At 38.5% G+C, this 16,162-nt stretch carries 13 protein-coding genes; 5 read left to right on the forward strand and 8 right to left on the reverse strand.

The features are described from left to right. Positions 1-367: 367 nt before the first annotated feature. The gene (dnaN, locus tag CHB66_RS02715; RefSeq protein ID WP_076500064.1) at positions 368-1,492 is read left to right on the forward strand and encodes a DNA polymerase III subunit beta; all 1,125 of its coding nucleotides are present in this window, start codon (positions 368-370) and stop codon (positions 1,490-1,492) included. A gap of 82 nt (positions 1,493-1,574) precedes the next feature. Here dnaN and CHB66_RS02720 read toward each other — a convergent pair whose 3' ends face one another. From CHB66_RS02720 to CHB66_RS02735, 4 genes are all read right to left on the reverse strand, one after another. Continuing rightward, complete coding sequence (locus CHB66_RS02720; RefSeq protein WP_089237729.1) at positions 1,575-2,771, reverse strand: ATP-binding protein; 1,197 nt, start codon at positions 2,769-2,771, stop codon at positions 1,575-1,577. A 317-nt stretch (positions 2,772-3,088) separates the two neighbouring features. After that, positions 3,089-4,972: an alpha-amylase family protein gene (locus CHB66_RS02725; RefSeq protein ID WP_089237731.1), complete on the reverse strand. Its 1,884-nt coding sequence runs from the start codon at positions 4,970-4,972 to the stop codon at positions 3,089-3,091. A 118-nt stretch (positions 4,973-5,090) separates the two neighbouring features. After that, positions 5,091-5,687, reverse strand: coding sequence for a hypothetical protein (locus CHB66_RS02730; RefSeq protein WP_089237733.1), 597 nt, complete (start codon positions 5,685-5,687; stop codon positions 5,091-5,093). 170 nt (positions 5,688-5,857) lie between these two features. Next, positions 5,858-7,147, reverse strand: a complete 1,290-nt coding sequence (locus CHB66_RS02735) for a M20/M25/M40 family metallo-hydrolase (RefSeq protein ID WP_089237735.1) — start codon at positions 7,145-7,147, stop codon at positions 5,858-5,860. Between the two features lie 167 nt (positions 7,148-7,314). Here CHB66_RS02735 and CHB66_RS02740 point away from each other — a divergent pair, with 167 nt between their 5' ends. From CHB66_RS02740 to CHB66_RS02750, 3 genes are read left to right on the forward strand one after another with little or no spacing between them, the layout of a single operon-like run. Further along, positions 7,315-7,815, forward strand: a complete 501-nt coding sequence (locus CHB66_RS02740; RefSeq protein WP_089238071.1) for a hypothetical protein — start codon at positions 7,315-7,317, stop codon at positions 7,813-7,815. A 22-nt stretch (positions 7,816-7,837) separates the two neighbouring features. Beyond that, positions 7,838-8,281, forward strand: coding sequence for a DUF2147 domain-containing protein (locus CHB66_RS02745; protein WP_089237737.1), 444 nt, complete (start codon positions 7,838-7,840; stop codon positions 8,279-8,281). Positions 8,282-8,293: 12 nt separating this feature from the next. Next, positions 8,294-9,403 (forward strand): DUF6268 family outer membrane beta-barrel protein, encoded by a 1,110-nt coding sequence (locus CHB66_RS02750; RefSeq protein ID WP_245812654.1) that lies wholly within the window; start codon positions 8,294-8,296, stop codon positions 9,401-9,403. 253 nt (positions 9,404-9,656) lie between these two features. On the opposite strand, the gene CHB66_RS02755 is transcribed toward CHB66_RS02750, so the two are convergent. The 4 genes from CHB66_RS02755 to CHB66_RS02770 form a co-directional block, all read right to left on the reverse strand. Further along, positions 9,657-10,304 (reverse strand): hypothetical protein, encoded by a 648-nt coding sequence (locus CHB66_RS02755; RefSeq protein ID WP_089237739.1) that lies wholly within the window; start codon positions 10,302-10,304, stop codon positions 9,657-9,659. A 133-nt stretch (positions 10,305-10,437) separates the two neighbouring features. Continuing rightward, a complete protein-coding gene (murA, locus tag CHB66_RS02760; protein ID WP_089237741.1) occupies positions 10,438-11,745 on the reverse strand; it encodes a UDP-N-acetylglucosamine 1-carboxyvinyltransferase in 1,308 nt (435 codons plus the stop codon). Beyond that, positions 11,746-12,411, reverse strand: a complete 666-nt coding sequence (locus CHB66_RS02765; RefSeq protein ID WP_089237743.1) for a DUF4290 domain-containing protein — start codon at positions 12,409-12,411, stop codon at positions 11,746-11,748. 80 nt (positions 12,412-12,491) lie between these two features. Then, on the reverse strand, positions 12,492-14,747 hold the full coding sequence (locus CHB66_RS02770; RefSeq protein WP_089238076.1) for an ATP-dependent helicase: 2,256 nt from the start codon (positions 14,745-14,747) through the stop codon (positions 12,492-12,494). Between the two features lie 288 nt (positions 14,748-15,035). Here CHB66_RS02770 and CHB66_RS02775 point away from each other — a divergent pair, with 288 nt between their 5' ends. Further along, positions 15,036-16,157: a 6-bladed beta-propeller gene (locus CHB66_RS02775; protein ID WP_245812660.1), complete on the forward strand. Its 1,122-nt coding sequence runs from the start codon at positions 15,036-15,038 to the stop codon at positions 16,155-16,157. Positions 16,158-16,162: the final 5 nt, after the last annotated feature.

The following is a 16,162-nucleotide window of genomic DNA, read 5'->3' on the forward strand; positions in this document are numbered from 1 at the left end:
TATTGAAAAGTTTAACTACTTCGTAGTTTGTTCATTTAGGATTTGAATGGCTTTATATCAAAAACCTGATGAATTAATAAGCTTTTAAGCTGCAGGTTCATTGTTCTAAAATTTTTTTGTTTTACATTTTTGATATTGGGATGTTTTCTTTCGCATTTTAGTAGACTATTTTCTACCACTCCTAAAATTTCTCAGCATTTCTTTGCTCCTTTGAAATCTTTGCGAGAAGCTTTCCTCCATCATCCTTTTGAATTCCTCGTTTCCATCACTTTTTTTCAATCAAAATTCCCGTCATTGACTGTCTTTATGATTTTATTTATAAATTTACCCTGTTATAATATTTCGACATTAAATAAGCCTTATCGATATGAAATTCATTGTTTCTTCTTCTGCCTTATTAAAGCAGCTTTCAGCGATCAACGGGGTAGTGACTACCAATCCGGTTGTGCCTATTTTGGAAAACTTTCTTTTTGAAATCAAAGAAGGAAAATTGACCATTACAGCATCAGATCTGCAAACTTCCATGATGACAGAAATTGACGTGGAAGCGAAAGAAGATGGAAACATTGCTGTGCCTGCGAAGATTCTGATCGAAACACTCAAGAACCTTCCTGAACAGCCAGTGACTTTTAGCATTGATCATGATACTTACAGCATTGAGATCAGCTCTGATAATGGTCGCTACAAATTAGCAGGGGAGAATGCCACGGATTTCCCAAAAATTGCCGCAGTAACCAATGCTTCCTCTGTGGATATGTCTACTGAAGTTTTGAGTAGCGCAATTAGCAATACCATTTTTGCAACTAGCAACGATGAATTGAGACCTGCCATGACGGGGGTGTACATCAACTTGAGCAGCACCAATACTACTTTTGTTGCTACAGATGGACATAGATTGATCAGGTACAGAAGAGTGGATGTGGCTTCGCAGGATGCTGCCAGCATCATCATTCCAAGAAAAGCGCTTAACTTATTGAAGTCTACTTTGCCATCTGAGAATATCCCTGTGACTGTAGAATTCAATAGCTCTAATGCATATTTCAATTTTGGGAGCATCAAAATGATCTGTAGATTGATCGACGAGCGTTTCCCGGATTATGAAAATGTCATCCCAGTTGACAATCCAAACCACATGACGATTGATAGACTTGAGTTTTTGGGTTCTCTAAGAAGAATCGCGATCTATGCAAACAAGACTACCCACCAGGTGAGGTTGAAGCTAGCGGGTAGCGAATTGCAAATCTCAGCTGAAGATTTGGATTTCTCTAATGAAGCCAATGAAAGACTATCTTGCGAGCATGATGGGGAAGACATTGAGATCGGATTCAATGCAAAATTCTTGGTAGAGATGCTGAATAATATTTCTTCCAAAGAGGTAACACTTCAGTTTTCAGCACCAAACAGAGCTGGTCTCATCGTGCCTTCTGACAAATCTGACAATGAAGACATCTTGATGTTGGTGATGCCAGTGATGTTGAATAATTATGTATAAAAAATGGTTTTAGATACTTTTCTGCTCTCGTAGAATTGATATATGTAAATATTCAAAAAAGCCCCTTTAGATTGGGGCTTTTTTAGTATAAAAATCCAAAAAGATACAATGGGATTTTGTTACCAATACCATGGAGCATTTCATCAGCAGCTACAAAAGAATCTGGAATATTGGCTATCTGATTGAAATTTTTGTTTTTTCCTCCAATCTCAAATTCGAATTTATTGTCAATTAAAAAATCACCATTTTTTGCTGTTGTGAGAGATGCACCACTGTTTTCAAGTTGATTATAGAAAAAAGTCTCTCTGATATTTCCTTGGTTTTGGTTTTCCAATGCGAGGGCATAAATAAGGTTGGTATTTGAGAGATAAATCTTGTCTGGTTTATTCATCATGCTTATTCCTTTAGAAGAGCTCCTCAGATTTTTGATTAGTTTGGACACTTCCAACATATGAAGCATTTCAAGTAGCCTTGGTCTTGTCGTTTCTGTTTTTTCTGCAAGTTTTGTAATGTTTGGACTGAAAGGAACAGAAGTAGAAAGAAGATAAAGAAGCTTTTTCAATTTTGCCTGAGTACTTGTAGATATGTCTTTTCCTTCTGGTAGATCATAATCAATGATGACGTTTATCAGTTGATTGATTTTAGAAGTATAATCTCTTTCACCCTCCAAGAAAAAGGGATAAGCGCCAGTTTTTTTATAAGATTCAAATTCCAACATCAAATTGGGTATCAACTCTTGAATCTGATATGTGATTTTCTGATGGTCATTTAAGAGCGTATCGAAAGAATAGATTTCCAGATTTATTTTCAATTTTAGACTAAGGTATTCTCTAAATGATAATTCAGATAATTCAAAATAGACCAGTCTTCTACTCAAATCTGCTTGAGATTTTTGCAGTTCCAAAATTGAAGACCCAGATATGATAAGCTTCAGATCAGGATAGAAATCATAAATATTCTTTACTGCAGTTTGCCAATCCTCATATTTATGAACTTCATCCAATAGTAGATTTCTACCTCCCAAATGATAAAACCTTTCTGCTAGTTCAACCAAGTTATTTTGTTTGAAATATAAGTCATCCAAACTCAGGTAGAGAGATTTGTCAAGTGGCAAGTTTTCTTTGAGATATTGCAGCATCAATGTTGATTTGCCTGTTCCTCTAGCGCCCAAAATACAAATTCCTCTGCCACTCCAGTTGATCTTCTGGTAATGACTTCTCTTAAAGTCTGTCTTCACAGACTGTAATAAGTTTCTATATCTATTTAATAATGCTTCCATTGTATCTTCAAAGATACACAATAAATTTAAAAACGCATCTTGGAAGATGCGATTAAATTGTAAAAATGTATTTTTGGAAATACAGTTTGTTTGTATCAATTGTATCTTTAGATCTTGGTATTTGAAGGTTAAGGTAAAGCTAATTCAAATAGCCCTCCGTTCTAAGGGAGGGCAAAAGCAACATTCCAATTGAAAAGAATCGCAACTTCGATTGACACCTGCTTTAGCTGGAGTCAAACAAATCAATGATTCAGTTTAGGCTTTAACCAAATCAATAACCAGTCTCTAATCCCTCAATAACTTAATAAACTTAATTTCTAATCAACTTCTTTAACCTCCAAAATCCAACTTTCCAGCGCTTTCAAATCTACCCTGACTGTTCCTTGACCAGCATGGACATGTAGTTTCGCCTTGGCTGACTGGTATAGCTTTTCCTCCAATTCATATTCTCCATCTTCCAATCCCCAAGCGGTGATGATGCTGGCAGGGATTTGTAAGTCAAAACCAAAGGTGTCATTATGATCAAAATTGGTAATGATGATGAGTTTTTGATCATGCGACCACCTGACATAAGAGAATACTCGGTCATTGTACCATGCTGTATTGGTTCTGTTGAAAGCATGTATTTCGGCATAATTGCCCGCTAGCGCAGGACTTTTGATCGTGAAATTCAATAATCTTTTATAGAAATCTCTGAGCTCTTTTTCAGAAGTACTGAGTTGACCTCCATCAAATTTCCCATCATTCATCCATCTTTGATGGTGGGGAACGCCAATGTAATCGAAGATAGACGTCCTACTCGCACTTCCAAACCCTGCATGCTCTACCGCTGGCTCGCCAACTTCCTGTCCAAAATAAATCATCATTGGTGCTTGATCGACGGTGGCCGAAAGCACTGCAGCAGGTTTGGCGATTTCCGCTTTTCCTGCAAATTCTGGACTGGCAATTCTTTGCTCGTCATGATTTTCTAAGAAATGCAACATGTGCTGACTGATATCAGAAAGCCCCTGCTGAATCTGGATAAGATTGTCAGTGGAGCCTCTGCCTTGCATGATGTTTTTCAGCGTATCATAGAGCTCTACCTTATCGTAGAGATAGTCCATTTTGCCCAATTGGATGTAGTTTCTGTATTCTCTTGGATTGTAAATTTCAGCCAAGAGAAAAGCATCAGGATTAGCCATCTTAATAGCGGAGTTCATGTAACTCCAAAATTCCACAGGAACCATTTCCGCCATGTCAAATCGAAAGCCATCCACACCTTTTGCTGTCCAGAATAGGGCAATATCTCTGAATTTCTTCCATGAGTCTGGTACATTTTTATCCTGCCAAAATTCAAAATGTGCTTCAAAATCAGCTTCTCTGAAATAGTCTGGCAGCTCAGGGAAGTCCTTGCTCCCATCTGGCTTGATACCATAATTTATCTTCACTGTCTCATACCAATCATTGAAATCAGGTCTAGCTTCTCGTGAGCCATTTCCAGTCCATTTGGCAGGGTTTTCATCAAAACTTCCATCAGCTAAGGGGTGATTTTCCCCTCCGAGCGGACGATAGTCACCTTGTGGCAATGGAACTTCAAATACTTTCTCTGAAATGTAATAGAAGTTATTATCTCTTTTGTATGCTACACTAGTATCATCATCGGCTCCAAAGTCTTTGACTCCTTCAGGATTGTTTTTGCCTTCGTACTTTCTTGCCACATGATTGGGGACGATGTCTATCAGAACTTTCAATCCTTGGGCATGGGTTCGCTTGATCAAGGCTTCGAATTCCTCAAGCCGCTTGCTTGGATCATCAGCCAGATCTGGATTGACTTGGTAATAGTCCTTGACCGCGTATGGCGATCCAGCTCGACCTTTGACCACATCTGGATCGTCATTGGATATGCCATAAGCTGTATAATCCCTAATCACGGCATGATGGGGCACACCTGTATACCAAATATGCGTGACTCCTAAGTCTTTGATCTCTTGAAGTGCTTTTTCAGTGAAATCTGAAAACTTTCCAACACCATTTTCTTCTAAGGTACCCCATGATTTATTGGTAGTATTGGTATTTCCAAAAAGCCGTGTAAAAACCTGATAAACGACTACTTTGTGATTTTCTTCCATTTCGGATGTTGGTTCAATAGATTTACTGTCGCATGCCCAAAAGCCTAATGCTAAACTTCCAGCCAGAGACATAGAGGTAAGTAATTTCTTCATAGGCTTAAAGATAAAAAATGTTAGCAGGCTTTAGCAATGAATCAGAGAATTCCCTTTAAACAAAAATCCTGTATGCTATTTTTTGCATACAGGATTTTGATTTTCGATCTTCTCAAGTTTACCTACCAAAAAAATACTTAGCTCCCAGATTAATCTGCCCAAGCCTAGCTTCAAAATTTCTTTCCTCTGAGAAAGGGTTTCTATAGTTAGCTCCATATCTAAAGGTTCCAATATTTGCATCAAAGCCCCATTTTTCATTTGGTAAAAACATAAATGCTGGAAATATAGAGAAATTATAAATGGTGCTTTTTGATTCAGTATGTTGTGACATAGAGTCTCTATTGATCTGTCCAACTATAGCGCTTCCTTCTAAACTGAAAAGAAATACTTCTGAAATGGGAAAGAACTTTCTGACAAAAATTCCACCTGCCAAACTATTACTTCTCCTGTCTTCAAATAGATTGGTAGCAGGATTAATAGTTGGGATTTTGGTTCTGTTAAAATTAATTGTTGGGCCAATGGCAATGGACTCATTCAAAAACACCCCTAAATGAGCTTGTGATGAAAAAAATAAGTTGTATGGTGTCATTCGAGCACCAGTATCATACTTATAAGACTCGAGAGAAAAGGACCCTCCCAGATATTTTGTTCCTTTGGAAAATTGGCCAAAAGAAAGTAAGGGTAAAAAGAATAGAATAAAGAAAAGCTTTTTCATAGCATATAAATATTAGCCTGAAAGGTAAGCTTTAGTTTTGAATTTTAAATTAATTATTTTTTGGGTTAACGTTAAAGTATTAATCTTTAAGCTAGATTTTTAATCCAGCATATCTAAAGATTGAGTTCATGGTTTTTTGAGGACAAATCTTTTATGTCAAAACCCAACCTTTATTTCAATAATCGATACACAAACAAAGTACTTCTCTTGATCAAGTCAGGGTATTGCTTCATATTGATCGTTTCGCTAGGAGAGTGAGCGCCTGAGCCAGACGCCCCAATTCCATCAATACAGTCCAAATATTCAGCGACATAAGAAATATCTCCTGCACCTCTCGACCCCGGATCACCAGCCTTTACTTCTCCGTAACCCATATCTATACTCACTTGACTGAGGATATCTACCAAAGCCATATTGCCATCGGTAGGGGGCATGGAGGGAATCCCATCTTCAAATTCGATTTCTGCTTTGGTTTGATTTAGATTTTTTGAAACTATGGCTCTCATCTTTTCCCTAGCAGCTTCTTTTTGAGGTTCACCCAAAAATCTCAAATCACCCGTAACCAAAGTTTCTCTAGCTACGATATTGGTTTTGCCCAAAGCCTCACCTTTGCCACTAATCGGATTATATGCTACATCTGAACCACCGATGATTTGTCCAGGGTTGAAAGAGAGGTATTGCTCGTCTGCTAACGCTACCCTGAAATCATTGAGGATTCTTGCAGCTTCATAGATTGCGCCGAAGCCAGCATTCTGCTTGAAAACACCAGAAGAATGTACTTGTCTACCCGTAGTTTTGAGTGTCCATCCCGATGCCCCTCTCCGGGCAACGGTAGCAATGTTGAATCCTTGGGCAGTTTCATATCCTAATGCGACATCATGCTGCTTGGCTCGTTCTACAAAATCTAATCGACTGACCCAGCTAGGTTTGCCTGCATTTTCTTCATCTCCAGTGAAGTACACCGTGATAGTTCTATCGTCTAGAAGGCCCAATTCATACAAAGCTTTTAAACTTGCAAAGATCATGGCATTTCCACCTTTCATGTCATTGGCACCTTGACCTTTGGCTGTATTTTCATCCACCATTGTAAACGGGTAAAAAGGCATATCCTTTTCAAAAACAGTATCCAAATGACCAATGAAAAATAATTTTTTACCTTTTGTTCCTTTGCGAGAAGCAACAAAATGTCCAGCTCTCCTCAGTGAATCTGGAAGTGTAACCCATTCAGTTTGGAAACCGATTTTAGCAAACTCTCTTTCATATACTTTAGCTACTGCTCTGACACCTTCTAAATTGAAAGTGCCTGAGTTGATGTTGACAGTTTCTTCCAGAAGTTTGACCGTCTCTTCATAATGCTTTTCTATCTGCGTGATAAGCTTTTGCTCAATTTCATCAAGTTGCTGAGCAGAAATTAAAAAAGGAGAAAAGAAGAAGAAAATTTGGAGGAGTTTGGTCTTCATGTTGTGATTGTAAGGATTCTGTATTTCTTTTGTCTACACAAGATATCCAAATAATCAGATTTATAGAACAAGTCTTCTTGTGAGTGGTTAAAAATTTGATTTTCCATGTTTTTGAATCACTTTATGATTTGATCCGTAAACTTAACATGTCACTTATGCAAAATCGAATGAAGAAAATCCTGTACAGCTTACTATTGATGCTATTTTTGGGGGCATGTTCCGCCAATCTTGAGACCAAGGAAATAGAAACGCCTACCATGGAACTACTAGCTGAAGGCCCACTTTTTGAGGGAGCCAATACCACTACAGCTACTTGGGAATTTGACCTGAGTGAATTATTGGGAGGTGAGGAGTCTAAAATCAGCAAAGCCAAAGTCACTTCTATAGAAGTGATGCTGCAGGAATCTGATGACTTACCTGCGCTAGAAAAGATGGTCTTGGAGATGACTTCCAAAAACACCTCAATGATCAGACTCGGCCTTCATGAAGGTGAATTTCAAGCAAAGGAATGGATCGGCCTGAATGTTGCTGACAAGCAAGAGAATTTGGCCAAGGCTTTTGAAGATGGGAGAATCACTTTTGTTGGAGATTTCGACCTTTTGGATGATGAGTTTTGGGGAAATGTACAATTTCAACTGAGAGTGAAATTCGAATTAGGAATCAAATAATTACCTTAAACACAAAATAACTATGAAAAGATTAATCGCAATAATTGCTTTCTTATTTACAGGTACCTTTGCTATGGCACAGGATGCTGATGCAATCGTAGGTGTATGGGAACCGGGAAATGGTAAGGCGAGAGTAAAAATCGATAATATCGATGGAAAGTTTTATGGAAGAATTGTATGGTTAAAAGAGCCCAATGACCCTGAGACTGGCAAGCCAAAGACAGATGTGAACAATTCTGATGAAAGCATGAAGAATGTGCCTTTGAGAGGATATAGAATGTTGAAGGATTTTGAATACAAAGGTAAGGGGGTTTGGGAAGAAGGAACCATCTATGATCCAGAAACAGGCAATACATACAGTTCTGTGATCACCATGAAGGACGAAAATACTTTAGATATTAGAGGATATGTAGGCGTGAAGACTTTCGGTAGATCGGATACCTGGAGAAGACTAAAAGTAAATTGATCTATGCCAAGTATGAAATTAAAACTCTTATTGGCAAGCATTGCCCTGTTGATGACAGGGCTTTGTCCATTGTTGGCACAGGATGATGACGATGATGATTGGGATATTTATGGAGATTTGGAGTTGGTAGATGATACTAAGGTCAAGCGCTTTGCTAAGCCTACCATCGTGGGCTTGAGTCCTACTCGTTTCTTGAGTTTATCATACGACAGACAATTGCCCTACAATATGAATTTGTCTGCTACGAGATTTCCAGCTAGTGGCAATTCTGGATGGGGAGTAGATGAAGATGCACCAGTATCAGAGACCGGGAGAGTGAATTTCACTGGAGGAATTCGCTTCAATTCTAACATTCCTGTAATATCTAAAAGTAATCTTGTTTGGCAGACGGGGATCAACTACATGCGCACAGGCTACAATATTTCTGATATAGACAATCAAGGAAATGGTACTGGCTTAGCGACGATATTAGACGAAAGAGGTTTGAACAATTTGAATTGGACTAATACCTTCTTTGTCCCTATTAGCGAGCAGAATTTCTTTATCTTTCAAGGATCTTTTGATATGAGTGGAGATTATGGCTGGAATCTACAGCCTTTCAATACAGTCAGGTGGAGTTTGGCGGCTGTATATGCCAAGCGTGTGAGTGAGAATAAGCGATGGGGACTCGGTCTAGCGAGAACTTACAGAGTGGGTAATCTCAACTATGTTCCAGTAGTGATGTATGATGTGACGAGTGCGGATAGAAAATGGGGCACAGAGATTCTATTTCCTGCAAGAGCACATGGAAGATACAATTTTAGCAAGACTTCCCTTTTGTTGTTCGGTTACGAGCTCGAAGGACAATCTTACAGAATCGATCAGTTTTCAGTAGGGAATAATAGTTATGAAATCAGAAGAGGTGAATTAAGACCTAGAATTGAATATCAAAAGCAACTATCGGGACCTTTTTGGATGAATTTTCAGGCAGGTTATAGGATAGACTACACCTTCAATGCAGATGAATTGGAAGGAAGCCGAGAGTTTTTCAGAGGTTTCTTTGGACAGCAGCAATATGGCATGATCAACAGTCTGGGTAATGCAGTGTATTTCAACATAGGAATCAGCTTTGTGACCTTGTAATTCCTTATTCAGGTCAACATTCAAAAGACCATAGACCTCAGAAGTCCTAACTTTATTCGTACAATATTGTGGAAGCTGATTTAAGTGTGGACAAAATTTGAAGCTAAACTTCCCCAAAGCTATGATCAATATGATAGCGTTTTGGGGAAGTTTTTTTTGGCGATTTTTTCTTTTTTAGGACTTTAAAAATAACTCTTGGTTTTGTCAATGGGTGAAATGGTGAAGATTGATTCAATTGTGCTATCGAAATCGATTAATCCACTTTGATATCGGTAAACCAAATAAACTTCACTCCATCTGCATTGAAATGTTCTGTGGCGAAAGTGACTCCATTAAATACTCGCTCAGCTTCCCAAGTAAAGGCTCGCCCTTCTGCACCATTTCCTTTTCTGAAAACCCACTCTTTGATCATGAATTTTTCGTCTAAGTATAAGTCATAAGCATCTCCAGGAGTATAGCCATCTTCATTGTTGTAGATGATGGTGAGTTTGGTGCTGCTTTCTCCAGAAATGGGGGCTGAGACTTCAGTCTCTTCTTCAAAAGTATAACCTGTATCCCAAATCAGTTGGAAAGGGTACATCAACCAGTATTTATCATTGATAAATGCTGCATCCGCTCTTGGAAGCTCGTCTTTTGGTAAATCTAAGCTATAAGTGTAACTCGTGTCAGCATCAGCAAAGTAGACTGTTCTATCCTTGATATTCCATTTCCAGTCTCGGGTACGGACCACGTCTCCAGCTTGGACATTCCAAGTATAGGCGATGGAGTTGAGGTTTTCGAATTTGTCAAATCCATATGCTGCAGCTACTTTTTGTGGAGTAGTCAGTTCTGATTCCGAGGAAGCACAAGAGATCAGTAGCGCAAAACTGATTAAGCTTAATATTTGAGATATTTTTTTCATTGGGGAAATGTTTGATGTTGAACAAGGTACAATTTAAGCTTTTCCTCAGGTAAAAAAATAACCACCAACAAATTTATGCTGGTGGTTTCACTGATATCTTAATATCAATATATCAAACTATATCACTTTAATCTTAATCAATCCTCACAATATCTGCTCCTAATGCATTCAAACGCTGATCGATATATTGATAACCTCGGTCGATCTGTTCAATATTATCGATGATTGAAGTACCTTCAGCTGAGAGCGCAGCAATCAATAGTGCAACTCCTGCTCTGATATCAGGCGAAGTCATTCGGATACCTCTCAGTGGATATTTTCTGTCCAACCCAATTACAGTTGCTCTATGTGGATCACAAAGAATGATCTGTGCGCCCATATCGATCAGCTTATCCACGAAAAACAAGCGACTTTCAAACATCTTTTGATGTACCAAAACTGTCCCTTTGGCTTGTGTTGCCGTCACCAAAACAATGCTCAATAAATCTGGCGTAAATCCAGGCCAAATCGCATCCGCAATGGTCAGAATTGAGCCATCGATGAAAGTTTCTATTTCGAAATGCTTCTGTGCTGGAATATGGATGTCATCACCTCTAAATTCTAAGTTGATGCCCATTCTTCGGAAAGTATCAGGAATAATTCCCAATCTGTGGATTTGAGCATTTTTAATGGTGATTTCAGACTGGGTCATCGCTGCTAAGCCGATAAAAGATCCAATCTCGATCATGTCAGGAAGTAACGTGTGCTCTGTTCCTTTGAGCGATTTCACCCCTTCTATATTCAATAAGTTAGAGCCGATTCCAGTGATTTTTGCTCCCATGCGGTTGAGCATGTCACACAATTGTTGCAGATAGGGTTCGCAAGCAGCATTGTAGATGGTGGTCTTGCCTTTGGCTAGTACTGCGGCCATCACGATATTTGCTGTACCTGTTACAGAAGCTTCATCGAGCAGCATGTATGCACCTTGTAGGTTTTTGCCATCGATGTGATAGATTTCACGCTTCTTATCGTAGTGAAACTCTGCTCCAAGTTTTTGAAAACCAGTGAAGTGGGTGTCCATCCTTCTGCGTCCGATTTTATCTCCTCCTGGTTTTGATAATTTCCCAGTGCCAAACCTAGCCAAAAGAGGTCCCAAGATCATCACTGAGCCTCTAAGAGAAGATGCTTTCTTTAAGAAGTCTTCCGTATCCAAGTACTTCAAGTCGATTTTGTCAGCTTGGAAAGTGTAAGATTCTGGACCAATTTTTTCCACCTTCACACCCATGTCAGCCAATAATTCTATCAGTTTATTAACATCTCGGATATTAGGGATTTTATTGATGGTGATTTTTTCGGAAGTCAACAAGACAGCGCAAAGAATCTGTAGCGCTTCGTTTTTTGCTCCCTGAGGGGTGATTTCTCCTTTAAGCTTTAACCCTCCTTTTACTCTGAATGAAGCCATTTACCGTCTTTTTTTGGAGAAGCCCCCGTTATTAGTTCTTCTTCTGTTGCTGCTAAAGTTTCTTCTGTTGTTGCCACTGTTCTCAGCCTCTACCGGAATTTTGAAATCCCTTCTTGTATTAGTTTCGAAGAGACCCATTTCCTTCACTTTTTCTAAATCAATGTGCAATTTGCCTTTGGAAAGGGTTTTGATATCATCCAAAATGATCTGATCGTCAAAATTATCTCTGTTCCAAGTAGAATGGAAACTTCTCATTAGCTGACCGATATAAATTATGGCAGCCTCCTGCTCTTCATCATTTTCTATTTCAACAGCCTTTTCGATTAGTTTTTCAATATTTCTGCCATAATGCTTGAATTTCACCTCTCCTATTGGATATCCAATGGAAAGTGGTTTTTTTCCTAAAAGTTCCTTTTCAGGCATAGGGTAGGGGCCATCTACATCTAAGGCAAAGTCTGACATAATATAGAGGTCATCCCAGATTTTTTGATCACTTTCTTGTTTGAGACTTGGATTGAGTTGTTTTACAATTTCGACCAAAGTGTAAGCACTCTGTGTGCGCCTCTCTCTATCCTCAATTCCGGCTATGTGAATGGCCAGTCTTTGGATATTCTTTCCGTATTCTTTCAAAATGACTGTGTTTTTGTTGTCTTCAATTTGTTTCATAACCAAACCTTTTTGCTTCGCCTCCTTGAAGGTACAAAAAATATGGTTTCAGTTTGGGGTATTTTTTAATCCTGAGTAAGTCAGTCTATTATCCGAAGCTTCGCAAAGCTAAGTAATAAAGTTTTTTCTCCAAAATTCTCAAATTGTATCGTCGCTTTTTTATTGATTCCCTCGACTTCAATTTTGGAAACTTTTCCAAAACCAAACTTCGGATGCTCTACCAGCATATCCACGGCCAAGTTGTTGGTGTTGGAAGGTTTGAAGTCTGGACTTGGTGTATGTATCTTGGCGGTAGATTGAGGGCGCATGGCTGGGTTTTTTTTGATCCCGATAAATCCATTTCTGCCTTCGCTTCCTTCATGACGCAAGGCTCCAGCGGGTGATGCAGTCATGCGCTTGTTGACTTTGATACAGCTAGGGTCGATTTCCTCCAAGAATCTGCTAGGTTCACAGTTCAATAATCGCCCATACCTGTACCTGCTGAGCGCATATGTGAGGTAGAGCTTGTCCATGGCACGTGTTGAAGCGACGTAAAAAAGCCTCCTTTCTTCTTCTAAATCCTCTCTGCTTTGCATCATCATCTGTGATGGAAAAAGATCTTCTTCCATGCCGACTACAAATACCTGCTTGAACTCCAAGCCTTTGGATGAGTGGATCGTCATTAAGGTCACCGCATCCGTGGTGTCCTTGTCTCGATCATTGTCAGTCAAAAGTGCGATTTCTTGCAAGAATGCTCCCAAGGATTTATCCTCATTTTCAGGATTGTCCACATATTCTTTGATGGCATTGAGCAATTCTTGAACGTTTTCGTAGCGGTTGAGTCCTTCAATGGTTTTATCTTCATAAAGATCTCGCAGTAATCCTGATTGCTTCGAGATGGATGTTGCTGCTTCAAATGCATCCTTACGCTCCACTTCGATACTGAAACTCTTGATCATCGTAGTAAAATCTTCCACAGCATTGGAAGCTCTTCCTGATAGGAAGCTATTCGCATTGGTCATCACTTCCCAAAGTGGGATATCGTGTTCGTAGGCAGCCACCAGCATTTTCTCTACTGTGGTGTCACCTATGCCTCTTTTTGGGTAGTTGATGATTCTTTTGAAAGCTTCTTCGTCATCTCTATTGACTATAAAGCGCATGTACGCCATCAGGTCCTTGATTTCCTTCCTTTGGTAAAATGAAAGACCACCGACAATTTTGTAGGTGATATTCATTTTTCGCAAAGCTTCCTCCATCGATCTTGATTGTGAGTTGGTGCGATAGAGAATGGCGAAATCACTGTTATTGAGCTTTTTGTTGTTCTTTTCTTCAAAAATTGTAGTTGCTACCACACGTCCTTCTTCATTGTCAGAACTCGCTTTGATCAGTTCGATCATGTCGCCTTCGTCGTTTTGAGTCCAGACATTTTTTTGAAGTTGAGCTTTATTTTTGGCAATGATGCTGTTGGCAGCTTGGACGATGTTTTTGGTAGAGCGATAGTTCTGCTCTAGTTTGACTACAAAAAGATCAGGATAATCTTTTTCAAAATTCAAGATGTTTTGAATATCTGCACCCCTGAAAGCGTAAATACTTTGTGCATCATCACCCACCACACAGATGTTTTGATGGACAGCTGCAAGTTTTTTGGTGATCAGATATTGGGAGAGGTTTGTATCCTGAAACTCATCTACCATTACATATTTGAAGCGCTGTTGGTATTTGTTAAGTACGTCGAGGTGATCTCTGAAAAGAATGTTGGTATTGAAAAGCAAATCATCAAAATCCATTGCTGAGGATTTGAAAAGACGCTTTTGGTATGTTTTGTAAATCTCACCCATCCGAGGCTTCATCGCTGCATCGTCATCTGCTTTGATATAAGGGTCGGTAAGATATGTCTCCCAAGAAATCAACCTATTTTTCGCTCCTGAGATCCTCGAAAGAACCGTATTCGCCTTATAGACTTTGTCGTCCAGCTTCATTTCTTTGACGATGGAGCGAATCAGTGATTTACTGTCATCTGTATCGTAGATGGTGAAGTTAGATGGATAGCCTAGTTTTTCTGCTTCTACTCTGAGGATTTTGGCAAAGGTAGAGTGAAAAGTTCCCATCCAGGTATTGCGAGCTTCTAGACCAATCAATCGTTCAATCCTGTTTTTCATTTCGGCAGCAGCCTTATTGGTAAAAGTTAGGGAAAGTATATGGAAAGGGTCAACACCTTTGGCATGGATCAGGTGGGCAATGCGGTAAGTCAGTACCCGGGTTTTGCCCGATCCGGCACCTGCGATGATCATCACAGGTCCATCAGTATGTTCTACAGCTTCTTTTTGTGGGGGGTTCAGTCCTTTGAGGTAATCCATTCTTAATCTATCCATTCAACAAGCTTCAAAGTTAATGGATTTTTTGGCTTTAATGGAACGCGGATGACGCAGATTTGAGGAATAGAAGCGGATAAAAATCATAGTATAATTGTTTACCCAATCGAACTTTCTAATAGTTTATTGAAGTTTGATTTTTGAAAGAAGTTTTTAATATTAGACCTTTGATATAGTTAGTTTAGTGGTTAAGACTAAATCATCTATATTGAATAAGCTTTTTAGTTTATAGCAATGTTTCAAATAAGATTTTAATCAAAATAAATTTTCATGATGAAAAGAATATGTTTTGTATCCGTTTTATTGATTGTATTTTCTTGTAATACTGAAAATGGCTTCTATGATGAAAGCGGTGTGTTACAGTTGAAACTCGATGACGCAAAGTTGATAGACAATTCTTATTTTGAAATTATTGATCTAATTCCACTCGAGACAAATTCGCAGAATCTGATGAGTATGGAACTAAGAATTAGAGAGCATAAGGATGGTTTTTTCGTAATGGATGCTGAAAAATTTGATGCTGTTCATCATTTTGATCAGAGCGGAAAATACCTTGGTAAAATGGCAGAAGTTGGTGAGGGTCCGAATCAATTGTTAGGACTTCAAGATTTTCAGGTTTCAGAAAATGGAGATTTACTTCTTTTATCTTCTATCGGAGATCAAACCTCGATCTATATGAAATCAAAGTCTGGCGAATTGTCAAAAATTTCAGATGTAGACTATTTAGCTAACTCATTTATTAAACTTGAAGACGGAGGATATCTATTGGCTGGTGGATACAATTCACCTTTTGTCTCTAACCGAGTTGTAAAAATAGATTTAGAGGGAATTATTCAAGAATCTTTTTTACCAAATGATTATACAAATATGATGATTCCTTTGTCAGAAAGGAACTTTTATGAGTCTATTGATGGGGTTAACTACACAGAAATTTTCAACAATAAAGTTTATGAATATTCAAATGGTAAATTTTCTATTGTATTAGAAATAGATTTTGGAAAATATTCGATTCCAAGTGAGTTTTGGGATGTAGATATAAATGAAGGTTTTGAAATCCTAATGGAAAATGGTTTTGCGACCTACAAGTCGCTTTTTTCTAACTCAAATTTTTATTTGACAAACATCCATATTCAGAGCAAATCAGGTTTTTACAAAAAAGTAGTTCTGATTAACAAAGAAAGCGGAAGGTCATACTTTTGGGAAGCGACTACTCAAGATGAAGATTTATTTAGTGACCCAATTGGTTTTAAAAATGACGAAGTGATGTTTTTATCTTATCATTCTGTGCTTAAAGAAAAGCTTGGGAATCAAGTGCCAATAGCTTTTGAAAATAAACTTGAAGAGACTGAATTTGATTATCCTGTGCTTGTGCAAGCTAAGATTAATGTTAAATAGATAGA

The sequence above is a fragment of the Belliella buryatensis genome (assembly GCF_900188245.1).
Lineage (GTDB): Bacteria > Bacteroidota > Bacteroidia > Cytophagales > Cyclobacteriaceae > Belliella > Belliella buryatensis.